Here is a 19,971-nt window from a genome sequence, read left to right on the forward strand (position 1 = left end):
CCCCCCACCCTCTCGCACTCCCCCTCCCGGCGGCACTCGTCGGGGCACTCCACCGTCGCGGCCGGCACCCGCGACACAGCACAGAACGGCGGCACGCACCATGGGCGCTCTCCTCTACGGGACTCCCCCCACCTCGCACGAGATCGACGACCGTGCGCTCGCGCACCTGCAGATCGTCATGATCAACAAGTTCCGCCGCGACGAGGCGTTCGCTTTCCAGCTCGACGCCTCGAGCGCCCACGGCACCGGACGCCAGACGCTCTGGCTGCACCCGACCATCCCCCTCCAGTTCTCGTTCCACGGCAGCCGCATGCCGGCGATCAACGCCACCTGGGTGCGCGCACTGATGGAGGAGGCCAACAGCGGCCGGGGCCTGCGGATCGTCACCGAGCCGGCGCAGCAGCCCGAGTCCTCCGGGCTCACGCACGCTGCCTGAGCGCGCCGTGTCCAGGCGCGACGACGACGAGCCGATGGAGGTCACCGACTTCGTCGAGCTCGCCGGTGCAGTGCACAACGATGCCGGCTTCGAGTGCTCCTCCACTGTCGACGGGGTGTCGGGCGCGCTCTGCGTGCTGCCCGACTCCCTGGTGCTGCGGAGCGCCGGCACCGGCGACTCGACCCGCGTCGGCACCCGCGACATCCGCTCCTGGCGGGCCACTCCGGCCGGCGCCACCTTCTCGCTCGCCGTGGAAGCCGGAGCGCGGCACACCGTGGTGCTGCTCACGCAGTTCCAGGCGGCGACCGTCCAGGCCATGACCCGCGCCGCCGGACCCGCGACTGGCTTATCCGCTTAACGAATTCCCCGTTCGGGGCACGCGGCGAGGAGCGCTCCTCGTGCGACCCTGATCGGGATGAACGAGAAGGACGAGGTCATGCGCTCCGACATCGGCGGGCGTGACATCGAGCAGGCGCGGGCCCTCTTCGAGCAGTCGTACAACGGGCACCGCTTCGTCGTCGAGCCCGGCGAGGACTTCTCGTACCGCTACACCTCCGTCGGCGACGGCGACGTGACGCTCCGCGGCAGCCAGTTCGCCGGCTCCGTGCAGGGCTCGATCCAGACCGAGGGCGAGTACGTCGTCTCGTGGCTGACCGCCGGCGCGGGCGTCACCGATCTCGACGGCGACGCGGTGACCCTCGGATTCGGGCAGCCGGCGATCTTCGTCAACGACCGCCCCAGCCGGTTCGAGTTCCACGACTACCGCCAGAACCTCATCCACTTCGACGGCGCGTACCTCGAGGGCATCGCGGAGGAGGTCGAGGGCACCCGCGGCCCCCTCCTCTTCGACACCACGTCACGGCCCGAGGGCGCGGCGCTGCGACGCTGGTCGGCGACCGTCGCGACGGTCGCCCGGGTGATCTACGACGCCGACAGCTCGCCGCTGCTGCGCCGAGAGGCCGACCGCGCGGTCGCCGTCGCCCTGCTCGAGACCTTCCCGCACGCGACGCTCGACACGCCCGGCGACCTCGGAGTGCCCCGATCAGGACGCCTCCGCCAGGCGGTCGAGTACATGTACGCGCACGCTCACGAGCCGTTGCGGACCGAGCAGATCGCCGACGCGGCGGGCATCGGCCTGCGGACGCTGCAGACCGAGTTCCGACGCGAGTTCGGCTTCACCGCGGTCGACTACCTGCGGCGGATCCGGCTGGACGGCGTGCAGAGGGAGCTGCGGGCGGGCGAGTCCGGAGTCGTCAGCGTCAGCGAGGTCGCACGGCGCTGGGGCTTCGCGCACCTCGGCCGGTTCTCGGCCTCGTACGCCCACCGCTTCGGCGAGCGCCCCAGCACCACGCTCGACACCTGAGACCTCAGAGGTAGTCGGTCCCGCCGTCGTCCTCGCTGTCGTCGCCTTCGCCGCGCGGCTGCACGGTCGGCCGCGCGGGCTGGAGCCGGCGGGTCTTCTCGCGCATCGACTCCACCGCCTCCGGGTCGTCGAGGTCGACGCCGCGGTCGAGCGCCGGGCTGGTGAAGAGCTGGCTGGCCGGTCCGACCAGGAGACGGGTCTCGCCGCGCATCCCCTCGTCCGAGAGCGACGGCACCACGACCAGGTCCGACTTCCCCACGTTCGCCAGCGCCTGCGCGTACTCGACGACCGCCGAGCACACCTCGTCGCCCAGCAGCACGAATCCGCTCGCGTAGTACAGCTTCTGCATCTCGCCCTCCCCTGGATCCCGGACCGCCCCTCCGGTCGGCCCGTCCCCCGACGCTAGGACGGCGCCGACCGGACGCCCCACCCCTTGACGGGGGTGGGGCGGAGGGGTCAGAGTCAGCGCTGAGCGGGCAGTCGCAGCGCGGTCGCGAGCGCCTCGACGACGCGGGTCGCGCGCACGTCGCCGACCCCCTCCATCCGGTTGGTGAGGAACGCGAAGCCGACTCCCGCGTCCGGGTCGGCGAAGGCGACCCGTCCGCCCGCGCCGTCGTGCCCGAAGCCGCTCGGCGTGAGGTACCGGCGGGCCTCGGTGCCGAGCTGGAAGCCGCAGCCCCAGGCCGGCAACGGGCCCGGCACCGGCCACACCGGCGGGCCGCTGCTGAGCGGAGCGGTGGCCCGCTCGATCGTCGCGTCCTCGAGCAGCCGCACGCCCTCGGTCTCGGTGAACGCCGCCGACCAGATCGCGGCGAGCGCGCGGGCCGAGCCGATGCCGCCCGCTCCGGGGATCTCGGCGGCCTGCAGCACGGGGTCGTTGAAGCCCGTGCCCGGTCCGACGAGCGCGACGGGCAGGGCACCGCCGAGGGTCATCGCCCGCTCGCCCCACTCGACGACTCCGGGGGTGCGCGCCGCGGCCTGAGCCGTCGTGAGCTCGGCGAGGGTGGGACCGACGAGCATCGTCGCGACGCGGCCCTGCTCGGAGACCGCTCAGCGGCGCGCCGGGCGAGCGCGTGCTGGTGCCGATGCCGCTGGTGGAGCGGGCGTCGACGCGGCGGGTCTGAGGGGCGGGGCCGGGGCGGGGCCGGCGCGGGCGGGATCGGGCGGAGCCGCGTCAGCCGGCCGAGCGGATCCCACCGGTCGGGCCCCAGGCGACTCCTGCGCCGCCCGCGTCGCCGTGGTAGTCGTCGGGCGAGAGGGTCATGCCGGTCGCGACGAAGTCGGCGGTCGCCGCGCAGTCCGTGACGACGACGTCGCCGTCGGAGCGCGCGAGCCCGTAGAGGCAGACGGACTCGTCGGCGAGCTCCGCGGCCGAGAAGGAGTCGAGACTGAGGGTGGCGAAGTAGTCGACTCCGGCGATGCTGCCCAGGTAGCGCGTCGGGCCCCAGTGGAAGACGCGGAGGCTCGCGAGGGTCGACAGAGGGCGCGTGGCGACGTCGTCGGGGACGTCCCAGGGCTCGGTGAAGACCTCCAGCGACGGGCGAGGAGCGAGCGCGACGGAGGCGGCCGCGCCGAGGGCGGCGAGCCCGAGCACGGCGACGAGCGCGGCGATCACCCCGAGGAGCCGGCGCGGGCGGGGCGGGACGGAGTCACGGAAGTCGGCGTCGTCGGCGTCGTCGCCCCCGGTCGTCCCGCTGCGCTCGCCCCAGCCGGGCGGCGCGTCCCGGCCTGGTTCGCCTCGGCCCGATTCGTCCCGGCCGGTCCCGTCCCGGCCGGTCCCGTCCCGGCCGGTCTCATCCCGACCGGTCCCGTCCCGACCGGTCCCGTCCCGACCGGTCTCGTCCCGGCCGGTCCCGTCCCGGCCGGTCTCGTCCCGGCCGGTCTCGTCACGGCCGATCTCGTCCCGACCGGTCCCGTCCCGACCGGTCCGGTCACGGCCGGTCCCGTCCCAGCCGGTCTCGTCCCAGCCGCTCGCCGTCGCGCGGCCGACCCGACCCTGTGCCACTGGGGGTCCGGCAGGCGCCGCCAGTCCGGCGACCGCGGCGTCGAGCGCCCGATTCTGCTCGCGGAGCCGCGCGCGCAGCAGCGCCAGCTCCTCGAGGGCCGCAGGGTCCGCCTCCGCACTGAACGCCCGGCGCTCCAACTCGACCCACCGCCTCCGCTCCTCCGGTGACGCCCCGTCGCGGCGCCGCTCCAGGGCGGCCCGGCCGCGACCGCGACCGCCCAGGGCCGCGTCGAGCGCCGCCTCCGCCGCGGGACCGAGCTCGTCGAGCAGCCGCGCCGCGCGCGCGGACGTGACCGTGGTGCCGACGGACGCCGGCACGTCAGCCCCGATCGCGGACGGCGCGCGCCAGCGACTCGAGGCGCTCCCGGTACTCCGGCCACCACTCCTCGGGCACCGGCGGGAGGTTGTCACCGGGCGTCCGGAGCCCGACCCGCCCGTCGATCAGCTCGCGGACGATGTCGGCGTGACCCGCGTGCCGGTGCGTCTCCGCGGTGATGTGGACGAGGATCCGGTGCAGCGTCACGTCGCGGCCCGTCCACCAGGGGACCTGCCCGGGAGCGTCGAGCGGGAGGGCCGCGACCGTCGCGTCGGAGTGGGCCCACACGCGGCGGTACAGCGCGACGACATCGGCCAGCGACTCGTCGGCCGTCGCCCACATGTCCGCGTTCGGCTCCGACTCGTCCTCCATCCAGGGCATCGGCTCGGGGAACGGCCGGCCGAACACGGCGCCGAGGTAGCCCGCCTCGGTGCCCGCCACGTGCTTCACCAGGCCCAGCAGGTTCGTGCCCGTCGCGACCATCGGCCGCCGCACGTCGTACTCGTCGAGCCCGTCGAGCTTCTGCAGCAGGGCGTCCCGCCCCTCCTGCAGGTAGCGGAGAAGGGTCTGCTTCGCGTCGTCGCTCATCCCCCCAGCCTGCCGCGCCCGACGGAGCCGCGCCAGAGCAGTACCCCGACCGCGCCCGCGCCCTGCCGACGCCGTGACATGTTCACCATGCAGGACGGATCTCCTCGCGAGCACCAGGATCCGCGGATCCACGGGCGGCTGGAGCGATCGGTCCTGAGTTCTGAACACGATCAGGCCCTCCGATCCACTGGCCGCCTGAGCGATCCGTCCTGAGTCCTCAACGGACTCGAGCGTGAACGGCCGCTGCCGCCCGCCGAACCCGTCGTTGGAGTGATGCGAATCCCCGCTCGGGCCGCGCCGGGGTCGCGCCGTGTTCACGACGGAGGAAGGATCTCCCCGCGGGCACCGGGATCCGCGGATCCACGGCCCGCCGAAGCGATCCTTCCTCCGTTGTGAACGGGGTCAGGCCGGGACGCCCGCTCCCGCCCGCTGGACCCGGGTGCCGACGAGGCGCTGCGAGGAGGCGTCGACGGCGGCGGCCGGGCCGACCAGCTCGAGCGCCGCCTCCGTCTCGCGCGTCGCGCAGTCCGGGCCCACCCACAGCTCGATGCGGCCGGGCTCCACGATCCGAACGCCCTCGCGGCCGGTGAAGGCCAGGCGCGCGGCCGGGACCTCGAAGCGGACCTCCGCCTGCTCGCCGGGCTCGAGCGCGATCCGCGCGTAGCCGAGCAGCTGCGCCACCGGCCGGGTCACGCTGGCGAACACGTCGCGGGCGTACAGCTGCACCAGGTCGGTGCCCGCCCGCTCGCCCGTGTTGCGCACGCGCACGGTCACGGTGAAGGAGCCGTCCGTCGGGGCGGACTCCTCGACCGCCAGCTCCGTCCGGGCGAAGGCCGTGTACGAGAGGCCGTGGCCGAACGGCCGCACCGGCGTGCTGTCGGCGGAGGTCACGTCCGACGGCCCGCCGAGGATCGGGTGCAGGTACGAGAACGGCTGCGCCCCGGCGGAGCGCGGCAGCGAGACCGGCAGGTGGCCGGAGGGGTCGACCCGGCCCGAGACGACGCCCGCGATCGCGCCGGCGCCCTCCTCCCCCGGGAAGAAGGCCTGCAGCACCGCGGCGGGAGCCGCCGGTCCGTCGAGCGCCCAGCCCACGGCGTAGGGGCGGCCGGTCAGCAGCACGAGCACGACCGGGGTCCCGGTCGCCACGACGGCCTCGACCAGCTCGCGCTGGCGCCCGGGGAGCTCGAGGCTCTCGACGTCGTTGCCCTCGCCGACCGTGCCGCGGCCGAACAGGCCCGCCCGGTCGCCGACGACCACGATCGCCACGTCGGAGTCGGCGGCCGCCCGGACCGCCTCGGCGATCCCGGAGGCGTCGTCGCCCTCGACCGAGCAGCCCTCGGCGAGCAGCAGCTCGGCCGGGCCGAACTCGGCCGCCAGCGCGTCCGCGACGGTCGGGATCTCGAACCCGAGCGGCACGCCCGGGTGGTGCGCCAGCACGTGGTTGGCGAAGGAGTAGCAGCCCATCAGGGCGGGCGCGCTGTCGGCGTTTGGGCCGATCAGGGCGAGGCGGCGCTGCGGGGCGAGCGGCAGGACGCCGTCGTTGGCGAGCAGCACCACCGACTCCTCGGCCAGTCGGCGGGCGATGTCGCGGTGGGCCGGCGAGTCGAGGTCGATCGACTCGGGGGCGTCGTCGAAGCGCGCGTCGAGCAGGCCGAGCCGCTCCTTCTGCGCGAGCACCCGCAGCACGGCCCGGTCGACGAGCACCTCGTCGGCCTCTCCGGCCCGGATGCGAGCGGCCAGCGGAGCGAGGAACGCGTCACCGGTGGGCAGCTCCACGTCGATCCCCGCGGCGAGCGCCAGCTCGGCCGCCTCGCCCAGGTCGGCGGCGACCGCGTGCATGAGGTGGAGGAACGCGACCGCGAAGTAGTCGGCGACGACCACGCCGTCGAAGCCCCAGCGCTCGCGCAGCACGCCCGTGAGGTAGGCGGGCGTCGCTCCGACCGGGTCCCCGTCGATCTCGGCGTAGGAGTTCATCACCGAGCGGGCGTCCCCGTCGCGGATCGCCATCTCGAACGGCGGCAGCAGCACGTCCGCGATCTCACGCGGTCCGGCGTGCACCGGCGCGTGGTTGCGGCCGCCGCGGGAGGCGGAGTAGCCGATGAAGTGCTTCAGCGTCGCGTCGACGCCGGTGGACTGCAGGCCCTGCACGTACGCGGTGCCGATCGTGCCGACGACGTACGGGTCCTCGGCGATGCACTCGTCGACCCGGCCCCAGCGGGGGTCGCGGATCACGTCGAGCACGGGCGCCAGGCCCTGGTGGATCCCGAGCTCGCGCATCGAGCCGCCGATCACGGCGCCGAGCTCGGCCACGAGCTCGGGGTCGAAGGAGGCGCCCCAGGCGAGCGGAGTCGGGAACGTCGCGGCCTGCCAGGCGGCGAGCCCGGTCAGGCACTCCTCGTGGACGATCGCCGGGATGCCCAGCCGCGTCTCCTCGACGAGGCGGCGCTGCTCCGCCCACAGCCATCGGGCGCGCTCGAGCGGATCGACGGGGCGCGTGCCGTAGACGCGGGTCAGCTGGCCGATCCCCTCGCGGGTCGCCTCGGCGTATCCGGTCGAGGTGGCCATCTCCCCGGCGAGCGGGGCGACGACCTCGCCGCCCTGGTCGACCCAGTAGCCGACCAGCTGGGAGAGCTTCTCCTCCAGCGTCATCCGGCCCAGAAGCTCGGTGGTGCGGGCGGACGGGGCCTGGGGCTCCTCTGGTGCGTGCGGTGCGGTCACGGTGCGACCCTCTCTGCGGGTGGGGCGACGGGTGCGGACGGGACGGGGGACGCGGCGGATGGGCGGAGCGATCCGCTCATCCCTTCACCGCCCCCGTCAGCCCGCCGACGATGCGGCGCTCGAAGACGCTGAAGAAGATCAGCGCCGGGATCATCGACAGCGACACGAAGGCGAGCACCTTCGCCGTGTCGACCGAGTACTGCGACGAGAACGCCTGCACTCCGAGCGGGAGCGTGAAGGTGGACTCGTTGTTGAGGATGAACAGGGGCAGCAGGTAGCTGTTCCAGCTCGCGATGAACGCGAGGATCCCCGTGGTGATCACGCCGGGCATCGCCAGGCGCACGACCATCCGGAAGAAGAAGCCGATCCGGCTGCAGCCGTCGATGAAGGCCGCCTCCTGGATCTCGTCCGGGATCGCGCGGAGGAACGGCACCAGGATGATGATCGTGGTCGGCAGGCCGAACGCGATCTGCGGCAGCACCACTCCGGCGAGCGAGTTCATCAGGCCGAGGCTCTTGATCACCAGGTAGAGAGGAGTGATCGCCACCGTCATCGGGAACATCAGGCCGGCGGCGAAGAGCGCGTAGAACACGCCCCGGCCGGTGAAGTCGTACCGGGCCAGGACGTAGCTCGCCATCAGGCCGAGCACGACCACGCCGAGCGTCGTCGCGAGGCCGGCGATGGTGGAGTTGCCGACCTCCTGCCAGAAGACGCCGCCGGTGATCACGTCGAGGTAGTTCTGCACGTTCCAGGGCGAGGGCAGGCCGGCCGGGTCGGTGGTGATCTGCGCGTTCGTGCGGAAGCCGCCGAGGATGATGTACGCCACCGGGGCGAGCATCAGCGCGATCACGACGATCGCCACGACGTAGGCGATCGTGGTGCCGCGGCCCAGGGGATGCCGACGCCGCTTCACCGCGAGAGGCCGAGGGGTCTCCGGAGTGATCGGCGGGGCCGTCATCGTCGTGCCGGTCATCGCTTGTCTCCCGTCAGTGCGCCCGCCGTGTCGCGCCGGAGCACGAAGCGCTGGTAGATCAGCGCCACCACGAGCGAGATCAGGAACAGGACCACTGCGACGGCGTTCCCGTATCCGTAGTTGCCGGCGTTGCGGCCGTTGGTGACCAGGTAGATCGCCATGGTCGAGGTGCCCGCGGTCGAGGACACGTACTGGCCCCAGATGATGTAGACGAGGTCGAACAGCTGCAGTGCGCCGATGATCGACAGGAACGCCCAGATCCGCAGGGTCGGCGCGAGCAGGGGCAGGGTGATCCGCCGCTGCACCTGCCAGTAGGAGGCGCCGTCGATGGCCGCGGCCTCGGACAGCTCCTCGGGGATGCCCTGCAGACCCGCGAGGAAGAGGATCACGGCGAAGCCGATGTACTTCCACGTGATGATCAGCATCAGCGTCCAGATCGCGATCGCCGGATCCGAGAGCCAGTCCTGCTTCAGCGCGCCGAGGCCGACCTTCTCGAGCAGGCCGTTGACCGCGCCGCTGGTCTGGAGCATCAGGCTCCATCCCGTGCCGACGACGACCTCCGAGATCACGTACGGCACGAAGATCAGGACGCGGATGATCGACTGCCCGCGCAGCTTGCGGTTCAGCAGCAGCGCCAGGAGGATCGCGACCGGCCCCTGGAGCACGAGCGAGAGCACCACGATGATGCCGTTGTGCGCGAGGGCGTCGTGGAAGGTGGGGTCCTGCAGGATCGTCAGGTAGTTGCGGAAGCCGACGAAGTCCGTCGGCACTCCGTAGCCCTGCCAGCTGAAGAAGCCGTAGTAGGCCGCCATCACGACCGGGAAGATCACGAAGGCGAGGAAGACGATCAGCGCCGGGCCGACCAGGAGCGCGATCTCGAAGCGCCCCGCCCAGCCCACGCTGCGGCGGCGCCGGCGCACCGGAGGCGTCGAGGTGACGCCTCCGGTGCGCGCGGTCCCGCGGGGCTCATCCACTCCGAGGAGCGGGCTCTCGCGGAGTGCCATGGTGGCTAGGCCTTCGCCGCGGCGGCGTTGACGGCCTCGACCAGCTGCTCGGGGTCGCTCTTGCCGGCCAGCAGGTCGACGACTCCGACGTTCAGCGCGTTGCCGACGTTGAGGCCGTAGACGGTGTCGAGCCACTGCGAGACGTACGGGGCCGAGTTGTAGGCCTCGAGGATCTGCTGCAGGTACGGCTCGGTGACCGCCTCCTGCGCCACGGTGTTCACCGGGGGCGCGTTGAAGGCCGCGTAGTACTCCTTCTGCACGTCGGAGGTGGCCAGGTAGTTGAGGAAGTCGACGCACTCGTCGGGAGCACCCGCGGAGCAGGAGTAGCCGTCGACGCCGCCCATGATCGCGCCGGCCTCGCCGTCGCCGCCGTCGATCTCGGGGAAGGGGAACCAGCCCAGGTCGGGCAGCGGCTTCTCGTCGGGGGTGAGGGAGGCGATCACGCCCGGGTCCCATGCGCCCATGAGCTCCATCGACGCCTGGTGGTTGGCGAGGAGTCCGGCCGAGCTGCCCGCGCCCTGCTGGGCGGCGGTGGTGAGGAAGCCCTCGTTGAACGGCTCGGTCGCCGCGAAGTCCTGCAGGTCCTCGCCCGCGCGGACCCAGCAGTCGTCCGAGAAGTCCTTGGTGTCGGCCGCCTCGGCCATGGTGTCGGCGCTGCACTCGCGCAGCGCGAAGAAGTAGTACCAGTGCGCGGCGGGCCAGGCGTCCTTCGCGCCGAGCGCGACGGCCTGGGCTCCGCTGCCCTTGATCTTCGTGATCGCGGAGTCGAGCTCGTCGATCGTCTTCGGGGTCTCGGTGACTCCGGCGGCGGTGAACACGTCCTGGCTGTAGAAGAGGCCGCCCGGGAGGACCGCGACCGGCATCGCCCAGACCTTGTCGTCGAGCGTGTTCGCCGAGAACGAGCCCTCGGGGATCTCGCTCCGCGCCTGGTCGGAGATGCCTCCGGTCAGGTCCTTGAGCTGTCCGCCCGCGACCATGGCGGCGAGCTTGCCGCCTCCGCGCTGGAGGAAGACGTCGGGGGCGTCGCCCGAGTTGAGCGCCGTCTGGAGCTTGCCGTCGAGGTCCTCGTTCTGGATGGCCTGCGACTCGATGGTCACTCCGGGGTTCGCGGCCTCGAAGTCCGCGATCGTCTTGTCCCAGAACTCCTGGCCGGGGCCCGTGGTCGAGTTCTGCCAGAGGGTCATCGCGACGGTGCCGTCGCTCGATCCCGAATCCTGGGCCGAGCAGCCGGTGAGGGCCGCGACCGTGCCGAGCAGGGCTGCTGTCGCCACTGCGATCTTCCTGAACTTCATCGTCCAACCGTTCTCTTCATCGAGGGCGCCGCCTGGTGCACCGGCGCCGTGGGGGTTCCCGCCTTCGCGGGTGGAGTCAGTGTCCGCAGTGGTTGCGAAAGTGGTCAAACGTTTTCGAAATGGTTTTCGAAGCACGGGTTACAGTCGGCCACATGACCACCCGACCGACCATCCACGACGTCGCCGCTGCCGCCGGCGTCTCGGTGGCGACGGTGTCGAAGGCCGTGAACGGCCGCTACGGCATCGCTCCCTCCACCGCCACCCGCGTCCTCGAGGTCGTGCGCGAGCTCGGCTACGAGTCGAGCCTCGTCGCGAGCAGCATGCGCTCCCGGCGCACAGGCGTGATCGGCGTGCTCGTCGCCGGGTTCGAGCCGTTCAGCGCCGAGATCCTGAAGGGCGTGGGGTCGGTGCTGGCGGAGTCGCGGTTCGACCTGCTCGCCTACTCCGGCTCCCACGAGGGCGAGCAGGAGGGCTGGGAGCGGCGCTCGCTGAGCCGGCTCAGCGGCACCCTCATCGACGGCGCGATCATGGTGACGCCGAGCGTGGTGAGCGCCCCCTCCGACATCCCGCTCGTCGCCGTCGACCCGCACACCGGTCGCGCCGACCTGCCGACCGTCGAGTCCGACAACTTCGGCGGCGCCCTGCTCGCCGTCCGCCACCTCGTCACCCTCGGGCACCGCCGCATCGGCTTCGTCGCGGGCCGCGGCGACCTGCGCTCGGCGCGGCTGCGCGAGGCCGGCTACCGGGCGGCGCTGGCGGAGGCGGGCATCGCCTTCGACGAGCGGCTGCTGCGCGTGGGCAACTACCACCGCGACACCGCTCGGCGGCCCGCCTCCTCGCTCCTGTCGCTGCCCGACCGGCCGACCGCGGTCTTCGCTGCGAACGACGTCTCGGCGCTCGCGATCATCGAGACCGCCGCGCACCTGGGCCTCGCCGTGCCCCACGACCTGTCGGTGATCGGCTTCGACGACGTGCCCGAGGCCGCGCGCTTCGACCCGCCGCTGACGACGATCCGCCAGCCGATGCAGACCCTCGGTGCGACCGCGGCCGAGATGCTGATCGCCCTGATGGCCGGGCGCGAGCCGCGCTCGCTGCACGTGCAGCTGCCGACCCAGCTCGTCCGCCGGGCGACGACGGGGCCGCCCGCATGAGCGACGACGGGACCGCCGGCAGGGGCGACGACCTCGAGGACGACGGCCCGGCCGCCGTGCACGCCGCCCTCTTCGACGCGCTGGAGCTGGTGGACCTGCCCGCGCTCGAGGCGCTGCTCGAAGAGCGCTTCGTGATCGAGCACCCCACCGGCCTCGTGCAGTCCCGGGAGGAGTGGCTCGCCGACATCGACGAGGCGCGCAAGGAGTACCACGAGATCGACCACGTCGAGAGCGCCCTCTCGGGCGGCGCCGCGCACCCGGTGCTCACCTCCCGCACGATCACGGAGGCGACCATCGGCCGCCTGCACGCGACCTGGCGCCTCCAGCTGACGAGCCGCCTCGTCCGCCGCGACGAGGGGTGGGTGATCACGCGAACGGTGGTGACGAGCTGGTGAGGTGGGCGGACCGGCGCGCTCCCGGCAGGCTGCAGGCGGAGCGGGCAGGATCGACACCGTGCTCCTCCAGGTCGTGACCCGCTCCCCCCGCCCGGCCGCCGAGATGTTCGACCGGGCGCGCGACATCGACCTGCACACGCGCTCGCAGTCCGGCGCCCGCGAGCGCGCGGTGTCCGGGACGACCACCGGGCTGATCGGGCTCGGCGAGCACGTGACCTGGAGCGCCCGGCACTTCGGCGTCCCGCTCCGCCTGACCAGCACCGTCACCGCGCTCGACGCCCCGCACTCCTTCGTCGACGAGCAGACCCGCGGGCCCTTCGCCGCATTCCGCCACGAGCACCGCTTCGAGCCCGACGGCTCCGGCTCCGGCTCCGGCTCCGTGATGATCGACCGGCTGACCTACTCCGCCCCGCTCGGTGTCCTCGGGAGGATCGCGGAGCGGCTGGTGCTCGACCGGCACCTGCGGCGGCTGCTGGAAGCGCGCGGCGCGTTCCTCGCCGAAGGCGACCGGTGAGCGTCGCGATCCGGACCCGGCTGACGCTCGTCGCCGGGCGCGGAGCGCAGACGGGGCCGAGCGGCGCCCACTAGCGGATCCGCGCACGTGACCGTGACGCGGCGTCGACCCGTACCGTCGCTTCCCTCGCGGCCGGAGTCCCCGGCGACGGGGAGACGGAGCGCGCTGTGGAGCAGGAGTGGACCCTGCACGAGGTGGCGCGACTGGCCTGCTGCTGCCCGACCTCGGCCTCGGGCTGCCCGAGATCGGGCGCATCCTGCGGCGCGACACGGAGCCGGTGCTCGCTCTCGAGCGGCACCTCGACGTGCTCCAGGAGGAGCGCCGGCGGATCGACCGCCGCATCCGGGCGGTCGCCGGGACCGGGTCGACGGCGACACCATCGCGCTGCCGTTCGTCTGGGGAGAGGCGGTGCCGACGAGCGTCCTGGGACTCCGGCACGAAGGCCTCGCGAACATCCTGCGCGCCTCCTTCGACGAGCTGTGGCGGCGGGCGGAGCCGGTGGGAGCGGACCAGCAGCCGTGGTCGGCGCTCCTCCGCCTGATGCAGCAGGGCAACACCCTCGAGGGCGCGTCGCACCGCCTCGGCCTGAACCCCCGGACCGGACGACGCCGGGTCGCCGCCGCGATGGAGCACTACGGAGCACCGACGCTCTTCGCGCTCGGGTCCGCCTGGACCGCGGCGGGCGGCGGTGGTGGCGCATCGGAGGGGTGAGAGCACCCGCGTGCGCCGGCCGACCGCGTGCCAGGATCGCTCCATGGGGATGAGCGGAACACGGTTCGCGGTCACGGCGCTGGCGGGCGGGCTGCTGCTCTCCGGTTGCACCGCTGCGGAGCCGACCGCAGGGCCGTCGGCTGCGGCGGACGGCGTTCCGGCCACGTCCTCCGTAGCACCACCCTCCGCGGCGTCGCCGCTCAGCGCCTTCGAGCAGCAGCTCCCCCTCTCGGGAGACTTCGTCAGCCAGCAGACCGCGACGACCGGCTCGGTGCGGATCGAGCGCCGGGCGGACGGATCGACGTGGGCGGTCCTCACCGGCTTCTCGACCGGCGACGCCTCCGACCTCCGGCTGTCCCTCAAGGAGGGTGCGCTCGACCAGGACGCCTCCGGCAACTGGGTCGACACCGCCGGCTACTCCTTCGACATCGCCGCGCTGGACCCGGACCTGCCCGATCAGGAGATCCCGATCCCGGGGGCCGCGACGATGCCGGAGATCCGCACGCTCACCGCGATGGACTACCAGGGCCCCGACTACCCGTCGCTCGGCTCCGTCGCACTCGCGCCGGCCGCGTGAGGGTGAGCTCCTCCGCGGGTCGAGGGCTCCGCCCGGAGACGGGATGATCGCCTCATGGGGCGCATCCGCTTCAGCAGTCCGGGCTGGGACGAGGACACCGACCGGGGTCCGGCCCCCGATCCCGACCGGGCACGGTACTCCCGGGACGACGGGGCGAGGTTCACCGCGATCACGCTCACCTGCCTGTCCGTCCTCCCGTCCCTCGTCCTGACGGCCGCGTTCTTCCTCGTGCGGCTCCCTCCGCTGGACCGCGACGACCAGCCCGACTGGACGGCGCCGAGCGCAGACGTCCTGGCTCCGTGGCTGCTGCTGTTCCTGCTCCCGCCGCTGGTCACAGGGCTGCTCACCCGACTGGTCGGCGGGCGCGACTCCGACCACGGGTTCCGGCACTCCGCCGCGATCTGCCTCCTGGTGACGGCCCCGTTCCTCGGGCTCTCGGCCCTGTCGCTCCTCGGCTAGACGCTGACGGAGGGGAGCGTCAGCAGCGCCGACACTGCGGTCGCAGCGGCCAGGGCGACGGCGATCGGAACGGACCAGCGGGGCCGGTAGGCGCCGATGACGAGGGCGGAGCAGGCGAGCAGCGCGCCGACGCCCACGAGGCCCGACCACAGGAGGAAGGGCCACGCGGGTCCTGCGAGGCAGTCGATCGGCGGGTCGTGCACCTCGAGGAAGGTGCTGCGGTACGTGCTCGCGCAGCCCGCGAGGACCAGCCCGCTCGCGGCGGCTCCGAGCGCGGCGAGGACGACGGAGACCACCCCTCCGATCGTCCCGACGAGGGCGAGGAGCGCCGCGACCGGCTCCGCGGCGGCCGTGCGACCGGGGCTTCCGGGCCGTCCACCCCTCACGCCTGCAGGACCACCGCGCCGTAGTGCGTGCCCGCGCCCGTGCCGACCAGCAGCACCGACTCCCCCGGCTGCACGCGCGAGCGGTGCAGGGCCAGGGGGATCGCGCTGCCGATCGTGTTGCCGACCTCGCCGAGCGTGATCGTCATCCGGTCGCGGCCCCAGAGGCGTGCCATGCCCTCGAGCCCGGCCGCGCTGGTCTGGTGCGGGACCACCCGGTCGATGCCGGGGAGCCCGGTCGAGAGGCCGGGGCGCACCTCCTCGAGGAACGCCGGGAAGTGCCGCAGCGCGTCGACGAGCAGCGCCTTGCCCTGCATGTCGAAGCGGAAGTCGGCGAGCCGGTCGGGCGCCTCGTCGATGCGGATGCGCGAGCCGAAGCCGCGCAGTTCCGCGTGGCGCACGCCGCTCGGGCGGGTGCGGAAGTGCGTGGTGACCAGGCCCTGGCCCGGAGTCTCGGCGCGGCCGATCACGACGGCGGCGGCCGCATCGCCGAAGAGCAGGGCGCTCTCGGGCTGGCCCGGGTCGATGCCGCGGCTGCCGCAGTCGGTCGAGACGATGAGGACCGTGTCGGCGCGGTGGGTGGCGAGGAGGAAGCCCGCCTCCTGCAGAGCGAAGAGGAACGACAGGCAGGTGGCGCCGACGCTGTACGCCGAGACGTCGTCGAGGCCGAGGCCCGCGGCGAGAAGCGCGCCTCCGTCCGGGATCGCCTGCAGCTGGGTCCCCGAGGCGTTGAGCACCACGTCGACCGTGTCGAGACCGGCCGCGGCGAGCGCCCGGCGGGCGGCGAGCAGGCCGAGCTCGAGCGGGTCCTCGTCGTCGGTCACCCAGTGACGGGTGCGCACGCCGGAGCGGCGCTCGGCCTCGTCGGCGGGCAGGCCGCAGAGCGCGGCGACCTCGGCGGTCGTGACGATCCGCTCGGGCAGCGCTTCGCCCGTGCCGAGGACGCGGAGCGGGAGGAGGTCGGGCACGCGGGCCCCTTCCTGCCCCGGGACGTGCGGAGCGAATCCCTGTATAGCGCGCCTCTGCACCTCCGCGCGCACTGTTCGGCGCGGTTTGACGGCACGGGCGCCCGCCGACACCATGGTCCCGGAGCGGGGGACGGATGGACGCGCACGGATTCTGGGTGGTCGTGCCCTTCCTCGACGAGGAGAAGCTGCTCGGCGGCGCCCTCGACGCGCTCGCCCGCCAGACCGATCCGGACTTCACCCTCCTGCTCGTCGACAACGGCAGCACCGACGGCTCGCGCGCCGTGATCGAGGAGTTCCGCCGCCGACGCCCGGAGCGGCAGGTCGCCGTGATCGACGAGGCGCAGAAGGGCACGGGAGCCGCCTCCGACACCGGCTTCCGCCATGCGATCGCCGAGGGCGCGTCGGCCGTCGCCCGCACCGACGCCGACTGCCTGCCGGGCGCCGACTGGGTGGCGCGCCTCAAGGCCGACCTCCGCGGCGGCGCCCGCTTCGTCGGCGGCCGCCTGTCCCCGCGGCGGGACGAGGCCGTCTACCGCTGGTACGACGGCGTGCTCGGCACCGCGCTGATCCGCCTGATGGAGCACGCGCCGGCCGTCTTCTACCGCCGCCCCGGCCAGCGGTACCGGATGTTCATGGCCGCCGGCTGCAACCTCGCGATCGACGCCGCTCTGTACCTCCAGGTCGACGGCTTCCCGCGTTCGAGCATCGACGACACCGACGAGGATCTGGAGCTGCACCTCAAGGTCTGCCAGGTGATCGGGCGGAGCGAGGCGCTGCTGGACAAGAACGCCGTCGTGCTGATGTCGATCCGGAAGGGCAAGGCGCTCGGCTACCTCGGGATCCTGCTCTGGTACTGGGGACGCAAGCGCGGCCTGGAGGTCGTCGATGTCCGCTGAGCGCCGCGTCCTGATCACCGGGGCGACGGGCTTCCTCGGCGGGTACGCGGTGCGCGAGTTCCTGGCCGCGGGCGACGACGTGCTCGCCACCGGCCGCGACCCGGAGGCGCTGGCGCGGCTGGAGGAGGAGGGCGCGTCGGTCTTCCGCGCGGACCTCGCCGAGCTGGGAGCGATGACCGTCGAGGCCGACGTCCTCGTGCACGCCGCCGCCCTCTCGAGCCCGTGGGGCACGTGGAGCGAGTTCGAGCGCGCGAACGTGGCGGGCACAGAGGCGATGATCGCGCTGGCAGAGCGCTGCGGGATCCGCCGCTTCGTCTTCGTCTCGTCGCCGAGCATCTACTCCGCCCGCCGCCACCAGTACCTGGTGCGGGAGGAGGAGGTCGACACCGGCAGCCGGATGAGTCTCTACATCCGCAGCAAGATCGAGGCCGAGCGGCTGCTGCAGGAGGCGCACCGCGCCGGCCGGATCCCCGAGCTCGTGATCCTGCGCCCGCGCGGCCTGATCGGCGTCGGCGACCCCAGCCTCCTCCCCCGTTTCGTCGCCGCCAGCCGCCGCAGCGGCATCCCCCTCTTCGACGGCGGCCGGAACCCCGTCGACATCACCTGCGTCGAGAACGCCGCGCACGCGCTGGTCCTCGCGGCCGACGCTCCCGTGGCCGACGGCGGCGTCTACAACATCACCAACGGCGAGCCCGCTCCGCTCGGCGACCTGCTCGAGCGCTTCTTCGCCGCGATGGGCGAGGAGCCGCGCTTCATCCGGGTGGACCTGCGCGTGCTGACCGGGCTCGCCGAGATCCTGGAGCGGGTCTACCGGCTGCTGCCCGGCCGCGAGCCGCCGTTCACCCGCTACACCGTGGCGACCCTCGCGTACGCGCAGACCCTCGACATCTCGCGGGCGCGGGCCGAGCTCGGCTACGAGCCGACCGTGCCGCTGGCCGAGGGGATCCGCCGGGTCGGCGAGCACCTGAGGGGGACGCGTGGCTGAGTCGTCGCTGCGGGTGATGGCGTGCGGGAGCACCGTCTTCCCGCTGTCCCGCGTGTTCCGGGGGAAGGGGCTCCCCCGCCGCGTCTTCCCCTCGAACGTCTTCCTCTACACGCACGCGAGCGGCCGACGGGTGCTCGTGGACACGGGCTACCCGCCGACCTTCCGCGGGACCGGCGTCGTCGGGCGGCTCTACGAGCGCATCCTGCCCGCGACGGTGGCGGACGGCGAGACCGTCGACCAGCGGCTGCTCGCCCTCGGACTGACCCCGGCCGACGTGGAGTTCGTGGTGCTGACCCACCTGCACCCGGACCACGTGGGCGGGGTGCGCTGGTTCCCCGACGCGACGTTCGTGCTGTCGTCGGGGCAGGTCGCGTCCGTCCGGCGGAACCGGGTGCGGGAGGGGATCTTCCGCGCGCTGCTGCCGCCGTGGTTCGCGGCCGGGATCGTGGCGGACGAGCAGCCCGCGACGACGATCGCGGGGGTGAGCGGCTTCGACCTGTTCGGCGACGGATCGCTGCTCGTGGCGCCCCTGCCGGGGCACGCGCGCGGGCACCTGGGGGTGCTCGTCGAGGGTCGCGTGCTGGTGGCCGGCGACGCGGCGTGGGGACGGGAGTTCCTGGGCTGGTCCTCGCGCCTGCGCCGGCTGCCGCGGTTCATCAGCGACGACGCGCGGGCGCACGAGCGGACGTCGGAGCTGCTCGAGCGGGTGGAGGCGTCGGGGGTGCGGCTGTGCTTCTCGCACGACGCGTATCCGGAGGGGGATGCGGGGGTGCGGGAGGCCTGGCCGGAACGCTGACGCCGACGCCGCGCCCGGCCGACCAGCGCGAGGTCGTCGATCCGATCCGAGGAGTGACGCGGCCGCGAGCCCACTCCGCGGGATCTCGAGACCCCGTTGCTCGACCAGGCAGCGGTCCTCAGCGGGACAGGCGCTCGTAGGGGACGCGGCGGCTCAGCCAGGCGAGCAGCCCGGCGGCGAGCGCCGCGACCGCCGCCGGGACGAGCAGCAGCCAGAGGGCCGAGGTCACGGCGACGAGGACGAGCGCCGCCGCGGCGACGCCGGCGCCGATCGCGAAGTTCCAGCGCACGTCCGTGGCCACTCCGCCCTCCGGACGCGCCCACAGCACGACCAGGGCCGTCGCGATCGGCCCGAGGAGCAGCCCCAGCACGAACCAGCGCCAGCGCGAGCGGCCCTTCTGCTCGGCGAGACCGGCGGTGACGATCGCGAGTCCGAACCAGATCCAGCCGGAGTCCTGGGTGAGTGTCATGCACGGAGCCTAGGGCGCGAGCGGGATCACCCGGCGAGGTCACCGGTCGGGCACGGCGGCCTGTCGCACGCGTCTGCCGCTCAGCGGTCCCCGGCACGCCTGCCGACCTCCTCCCCTACCCGGGCACCACGAGGGCGACCCCGACGACGACGCCCAGCACGAGAGCCACCGAGCCGGATCCGATCAGGAGGGCGAACGTCAGCGGACGGGTCTCGCGGACGCTCATCGTCCCGGGGATCAGCTCATTGATCTCGGCGGGGCTCAACGTCTTCTCGGCGGCGGGCGGCGCCTCGATCTGCCGCCGGCGAGCGGCTCCGGCCAGCAGGCGCGCCCACACGCTCCGGCCACCGGCGCGCACTCCACGCGCCGTGGGCACGAGCGGCGTCTCCACGGCGGCGACGACGGCCCGCAGATCCTCGATCTCCCAGTCCGCCCCGCGGAGCCGCAGCGACCGGGTCCCGTCCGACAGGAACAGGACGAGCGAGGGAGGCAGGTGGATCCCCTCGCTGTTCGGGCCGGCGGGCACCCACGCGAGCAGCGCCCTCACCGACGGGTCGGCGCGCTCGAAGGTCACGACCCTGCCTCGAGCGTCCGTGCACTCGATCGCCCGGTCCGAGATCCGGAGGGACGCAGTGGCGAGGAACCGCCGGTTGCGGAGCCCCAGGACTCCGATGATCACCAGAGCCACCGCGGTGGCGAAGCCGAACAGCCCGAGGTAGACGGCCAGCGCCGCACCGCGGTCGTCGGCGACCACGACTCCCCAGACGCTCCCCGCCAGCAGGACCAGCGCGGGAAGGACAGCGACCGGTCGCAGACGCCTCGACTCGTTCTTCTGCCGGGCCCTCGAGGGCCGGAACTCGCGCACCGGCTCCGAGCGGTCCGCCCGTCGCCGCTCCATCAGGTGGACGCGACGGCCGGGGAGCCGGCGCGGTCGCGGTTCCGGAGACGGTCGTCGAGGCTGCGGCGCATGGC

General features: G+C 73.5%; 24 protein-coding genes. 12 read left to right on the forward strand and 12 right to left on the reverse strand.

Going from position 1 to position 19,971, the window contains the following annotated elements:
* Positions 1–100: 100 nt before the first annotated feature.
* From C5D44_RS13240 to C5D44_RS13250, 3 genes are read left to right on the forward strand one after another with little or no spacing between them, the layout of a single operon-like run.
* Positions 101–436, forward strand: coding sequence for an ATP-dependent DNA ligase (locus C5D44_RS13240; protein WP_104223411.1), 336 nt, complete (start codon positions 101–103; stop codon positions 434–436).
* A gap of 7 nt (positions 437–443) precedes the next feature.
* Positions 444–794, forward strand: a complete 351-nt coding sequence (locus tag C5D44_RS13245) for a hypothetical protein (protein WP_104281915.1) — start codon at positions 444–446, stop codon at positions 792–794.
* 57 nt (positions 795–851) lie between these two features.
* The gene (locus C5D44_RS13250) at positions 852–1,799 is read left to right on the forward strand and encodes an AraC family transcriptional regulator (protein ID WP_104281916.1); all 948 of its coding nucleotides are present in this window, start codon (positions 852–854) and stop codon (positions 1,797–1,799) included.
* A gap of 4 nt (positions 1,800–1,803) precedes the next feature.
* Here the strand turns inward: C5D44_RS13250 and C5D44_RS13255 are convergent, their stop codons facing one another.
* The 8 genes from C5D44_RS13255 to C5D44_RS13290 all read right to left on the reverse strand — a co-directional run bounded on the left by C5D44_RS13255 (position 1,804) and on the right by C5D44_RS13290 (position 10,695).
* The gene (locus C5D44_RS13255) at positions 1,804–2,148 is read right to left on the reverse strand and encodes a hypothetical protein (RefSeq protein WP_104258084.1); all 345 of its coding nucleotides are present in this window, start codon (positions 2,146–2,148) and stop codon (positions 1,804–1,806) included.
* Between the two features lie 113 nt (positions 2,149–2,261).
* Positions 2,262–2,819 carry a serine hydrolase domain-containing protein gene (locus tag C5D44_RS13260; protein ID WP_104281917.1) on the reverse strand — a complete coding sequence of 186 codons (558 nt, stop codon included), beginning with the start codon at positions 2,817–2,819 and terminating at the stop codon, positions 2,262–2,264.
* Positions 2,820–2,973: 154 nt separating this feature from the next.
* Complete coding sequence (locus C5D44_RS13265) at positions 2,974–4,122, reverse strand: hypothetical protein (protein WP_104281918.1); 1,149 nt, start codon at positions 4,120–4,122, stop codon at positions 2,974–2,976.
* A 1-nt stretch (position 4,123) separates the two neighbouring features.
* Complete coding sequence (locus tag C5D44_RS13270; RefSeq protein WP_104281919.1) at positions 4,124–4,708, reverse strand: DinB family protein; 585 nt, start codon at positions 4,706–4,708, stop codon at positions 4,124–4,126.
* 402 nt (positions 4,709–5,110) lie between these two features.
* Complete coding sequence (locus tag C5D44_RS13275; RefSeq protein ID WP_104281920.1) at positions 5,111–7,357, reverse strand: glycoside hydrolase family 3 N-terminal domain-containing protein; 2,247 nt, start codon at positions 7,355–7,357, stop codon at positions 5,111–5,113.
* Between the two features lie 145 nt (positions 7,358–7,502).
* The gene (locus tag C5D44_RS13280) at positions 7,503–8,399 is read right to left on the reverse strand and encodes a carbohydrate ABC transporter permease (protein ID WP_104281921.1); all 897 of its coding nucleotides are present in this window, start codon (positions 8,397–8,399) and stop codon (positions 7,503–7,505) included.
* The gene (locus tag C5D44_RS13285; RefSeq protein WP_104281922.1) at positions 8,396–9,403 is read right to left on the reverse strand and encodes a carbohydrate ABC transporter permease; all 1,008 of its coding nucleotides are present in this window, start codon (positions 9,401–9,403) and stop codon (positions 8,396–8,398) included. Before C5D44_RS13285 ends, C5D44_RS13280 begins: the two co-directional genes overlap by 4 nt.
* Before the next feature lie 5 nt (positions 9,404–9,408).
* Positions 9,409–10,695: an ABC transporter substrate-binding protein gene (locus C5D44_RS13290; protein WP_104275792.1), complete on the reverse strand. Its 1,287-nt coding sequence runs from the start codon at positions 10,693–10,695 to the stop codon at positions 9,409–9,411.
* A gap of 152 nt (positions 10,696–10,847) precedes the next feature.
* Here C5D44_RS13290 and C5D44_RS13295 point away from each other — a divergent pair, with 152 nt between their 5' ends.
* The 6 genes from C5D44_RS13295 to C5D44_RS13325 all read left to right on the forward strand — a co-directional run bounded on the left by C5D44_RS13295 (position 10,848) and on the right by C5D44_RS13325 (position 14,502).
* A complete protein-coding gene (locus C5D44_RS13295) occupies positions 10,848–11,846 on the forward strand; it encodes a LacI family DNA-binding transcriptional regulator (RefSeq protein WP_104281923.1) in 999 nt (332 codons plus the stop codon).
* Complete coding sequence (locus tag C5D44_RS13300) at positions 11,843–12,241, forward strand: nuclear transport factor 2 family protein (protein WP_104281924.1); 399 nt, start codon at positions 11,843–11,845, stop codon at positions 12,239–12,241. The genes C5D44_RS13295 and C5D44_RS13300 overlap by 4 nt, the downstream gene beginning before the upstream one ends.
* Positions 12,242–12,299: 58 nt before the next feature.
* Positions 12,300–12,755, forward strand: coding sequence for an SRPBCC family protein (locus tag C5D44_RS13305; RefSeq protein WP_308471648.1), 456 nt, complete (start codon positions 12,300–12,302; stop codon positions 12,753–12,755).
* A 408-nt stretch (positions 12,756–13,163) separates the two neighbouring features.
* Positions 13,164–13,466, forward strand: coding sequence for a hypothetical protein (locus tag C5D44_RS13315; protein WP_104281926.1), 303 nt, complete (start codon positions 13,164–13,166; stop codon positions 13,464–13,466).
* A 49-nt stretch (positions 13,467–13,515) separates the two neighbouring features.
* Complete coding sequence (locus tag C5D44_RS13320) at positions 13,516–14,043, forward strand: hypothetical protein (RefSeq protein WP_146088055.1); 528 nt, start codon at positions 13,516–13,518, stop codon at positions 14,041–14,043.
* Positions 14,044–14,097: 54 nt separating this feature from the next.
* Positions 14,098–14,502: a hypothetical protein gene (locus C5D44_RS13325; protein ID WP_104281928.1), complete on the forward strand. Its 405-nt coding sequence runs from the start codon at positions 14,098–14,100 to the stop codon at positions 14,500–14,502.
* Here the strand turns inward: C5D44_RS13325 and C5D44_RS13330 are convergent.
* Both C5D44_RS13330 and C5D44_RS13335 read right to left on the reverse strand, forming a co-directional pair.
* A complete protein-coding gene (locus C5D44_RS13330; RefSeq protein WP_104281929.1) occupies positions 14,499–14,798 on the reverse strand; it encodes a hypothetical protein in 300 nt (99 codons plus the stop codon). The genes C5D44_RS13325 and C5D44_RS13330 overlap by 4 nt on opposite strands.
* A gap of 86 nt (positions 14,799–14,884) precedes the next feature.
* A complete protein-coding gene (locus C5D44_RS13335) occupies positions 14,885–15,853 on the reverse strand; it encodes a 3-oxoacyl-ACP synthase III family protein (protein ID WP_219815346.1) in 969 nt (322 codons plus the stop codon).
* A 134-nt stretch (positions 15,854–15,987) separates the two neighbouring features.
* Between C5D44_RS13335 and C5D44_RS13340 the strand changes: the two genes are divergently transcribed.
* The 3 genes from C5D44_RS13340 to C5D44_RS13350 are packed head-to-tail and all read left to right on the forward strand — an operon-like array spanning position 15,988 to position 18,530.
* The gene (locus C5D44_RS13340; protein ID WP_104281931.1) at positions 15,988–16,749 is read left to right on the forward strand and encodes a glycosyltransferase family A protein; all 762 of its coding nucleotides are present in this window, start codon (positions 15,988–15,990) and stop codon (positions 16,747–16,749) included.
* The gene (locus C5D44_RS13345) at positions 16,739–17,734 is read left to right on the forward strand and encodes an NAD(P)-dependent oxidoreductase (protein ID WP_104281932.1); all 996 of its coding nucleotides are present in this window, start codon (positions 16,739–16,741) and stop codon (positions 17,732–17,734) included. Before C5D44_RS13340 ends, C5D44_RS13345 begins: the two co-directional genes overlap by 11 nt.
* A complete protein-coding gene (locus C5D44_RS13350) occupies positions 17,727–18,530 on the forward strand; it encodes an MBL fold metallo-hydrolase (RefSeq protein ID WP_104281933.1) in 804 nt (267 codons plus the stop codon). The genes C5D44_RS13345 and C5D44_RS13350 overlap by 8 nt, the downstream gene beginning before the upstream one ends.
* 118 nt (positions 18,531–18,648) lie before the next feature.
* Here C5D44_RS13350 and C5D44_RS13355 read toward each other — a convergent pair whose 3' ends face one another.
* Together C5D44_RS13355 and C5D44_RS13360 are read right to left on the reverse strand one after the other, a co-directional pair.
* Entirely contained in the window at positions 18,649–18,999 is a 351-nt protein-coding gene (locus C5D44_RS13355) for a hypothetical protein (RefSeq protein ID WP_104281934.1), read from the reverse strand.
* Between the two features lie 115 nt (positions 19,000–19,114).
* A complete protein-coding gene (locus tag C5D44_RS13360; RefSeq protein ID WP_146088056.1) occupies positions 19,115–19,897 on the reverse strand; it encodes a hypothetical protein in 783 nt (260 codons plus the stop codon).
* Positions 19,898–19,971: the final 74 nt, after the last annotated feature.

This window comes from Rathayibacter sp. AY1B5 (assembly GCF_002932795.1).
In the GTDB taxonomy this organism is placed as follows: Bacteria; Actinomycetota; Actinomycetes; order Actinomycetales; family Microbacteriaceae; genus Rathayibacter.

Bases quoted from the DNA above. Each gene is read 5' to 3' on its own strand.
- C5D44_RS13355 (WP_104281934.1), bottom strand. From the start codon at position 18,999: ATGACACTCACCCAGGACTCCGGCTGGATCTGGTTCGGACTCGCGATC.
- C5D44_RS13240 (WP_104223411.1), top strand. From the start codon at position 101: ATGGGCGCTCTCCTCTACGGGACTCCCCCCACCTCGCACGAGATCGAC.
- C5D44_RS13345 (WP_104281932.1), top strand. From the start codon at position 16,739: ATGTCCGCTGAGCGCCGCGTCCTGATCACCGGGGCGACGGGCTTCCTC.
- C5D44_RS13275 (WP_104281920.1), bottom strand. From the start codon at position 7,357: ATGACGCTGGAGGAGAAGCTCTCCCAGCTGGTCGGCTACTGGGTCGAC.
- C5D44_RS13325 (WP_104281928.1), top strand. From the start codon at position 14,098: ATGGGGCGCATCCGCTTCAGCAGTCCGGGCTGGGACGAGGACACCGAC.
- C5D44_RS13340 (WP_104281931.1), top strand. From the start codon at position 15,988: ATGGACGCGCACGGATTCTGGGTGGTCGTGCCCTTCCTCGACGAGGAG.
- C5D44_RS13295 (WP_104281923.1), top strand. From the start codon at position 10,848: ATGACCACCCGACCGACCATCCACGACGTCGCCGCTGCCGCCGGCGTC.
- C5D44_RS13300 (WP_104281924.1), top strand. From the start codon at position 11,843: ATGAGCGACGACGGGACCGCCGGCAGGGGCGACGACCTCGAGGACGAC.
- C5D44_RS13255 (WP_104258084.1), bottom strand. From the start codon at position 2,148: ATGCAGAAGCTGTACTACGCGAGCGGATTCGTGCTGCTGGGCGACGAG.
- C5D44_RS13270 (WP_104281919.1), bottom strand. From the start codon at position 4,708: ATGAGCGACGACGCGAAGCAGACCCTTCTCCGCTACCTGCAGGAGGGG.
- C5D44_RS13260 (WP_104281917.1), bottom strand. From the start codon at position 2,819: ATGCTCGTCGGTCCCACCCTCGCCGAGCTCACGACGGCTCAGGCCGCG.
- C5D44_RS13285 (WP_104281922.1), bottom strand. From the start codon at position 9,403: ATGGCACTCCGCGAGAGCCCGCTCCTCGGAGTGGATGAGCCCCGCGGG.
- C5D44_RS13360 (WP_146088056.1), bottom strand. From the start codon at position 19,897: ATGGAGCGGCGACGGGCGGACCGCTCGGAGCCGGTGCGCGAGTTCCGG.
- C5D44_RS13320 (WP_146088055.1), top strand. From the start codon at position 13,516: ATGAGCGGAACACGGTTCGCGGTCACGGCGCTGGCGGGCGGGCTGCTG.
- C5D44_RS13280 (WP_104281921.1), bottom strand. From the start codon at position 8,399: ATGACCGGCACGACGATGACGGCCCCGCCGATCACTCCGGAGACCCCT.
- C5D44_RS13290 (WP_104275792.1), bottom strand. From the start codon at position 10,695: ATGAAGTTCAGGAAGATCGCAGTGGCGACAGCAGCCCTGCTCGGCACG.
- C5D44_RS13250 (WP_104281916.1), top strand. From the start codon at position 852: ATGAACGAGAAGGACGAGGTCATGCGCTCCGACATCGGCGGGCGTGAC.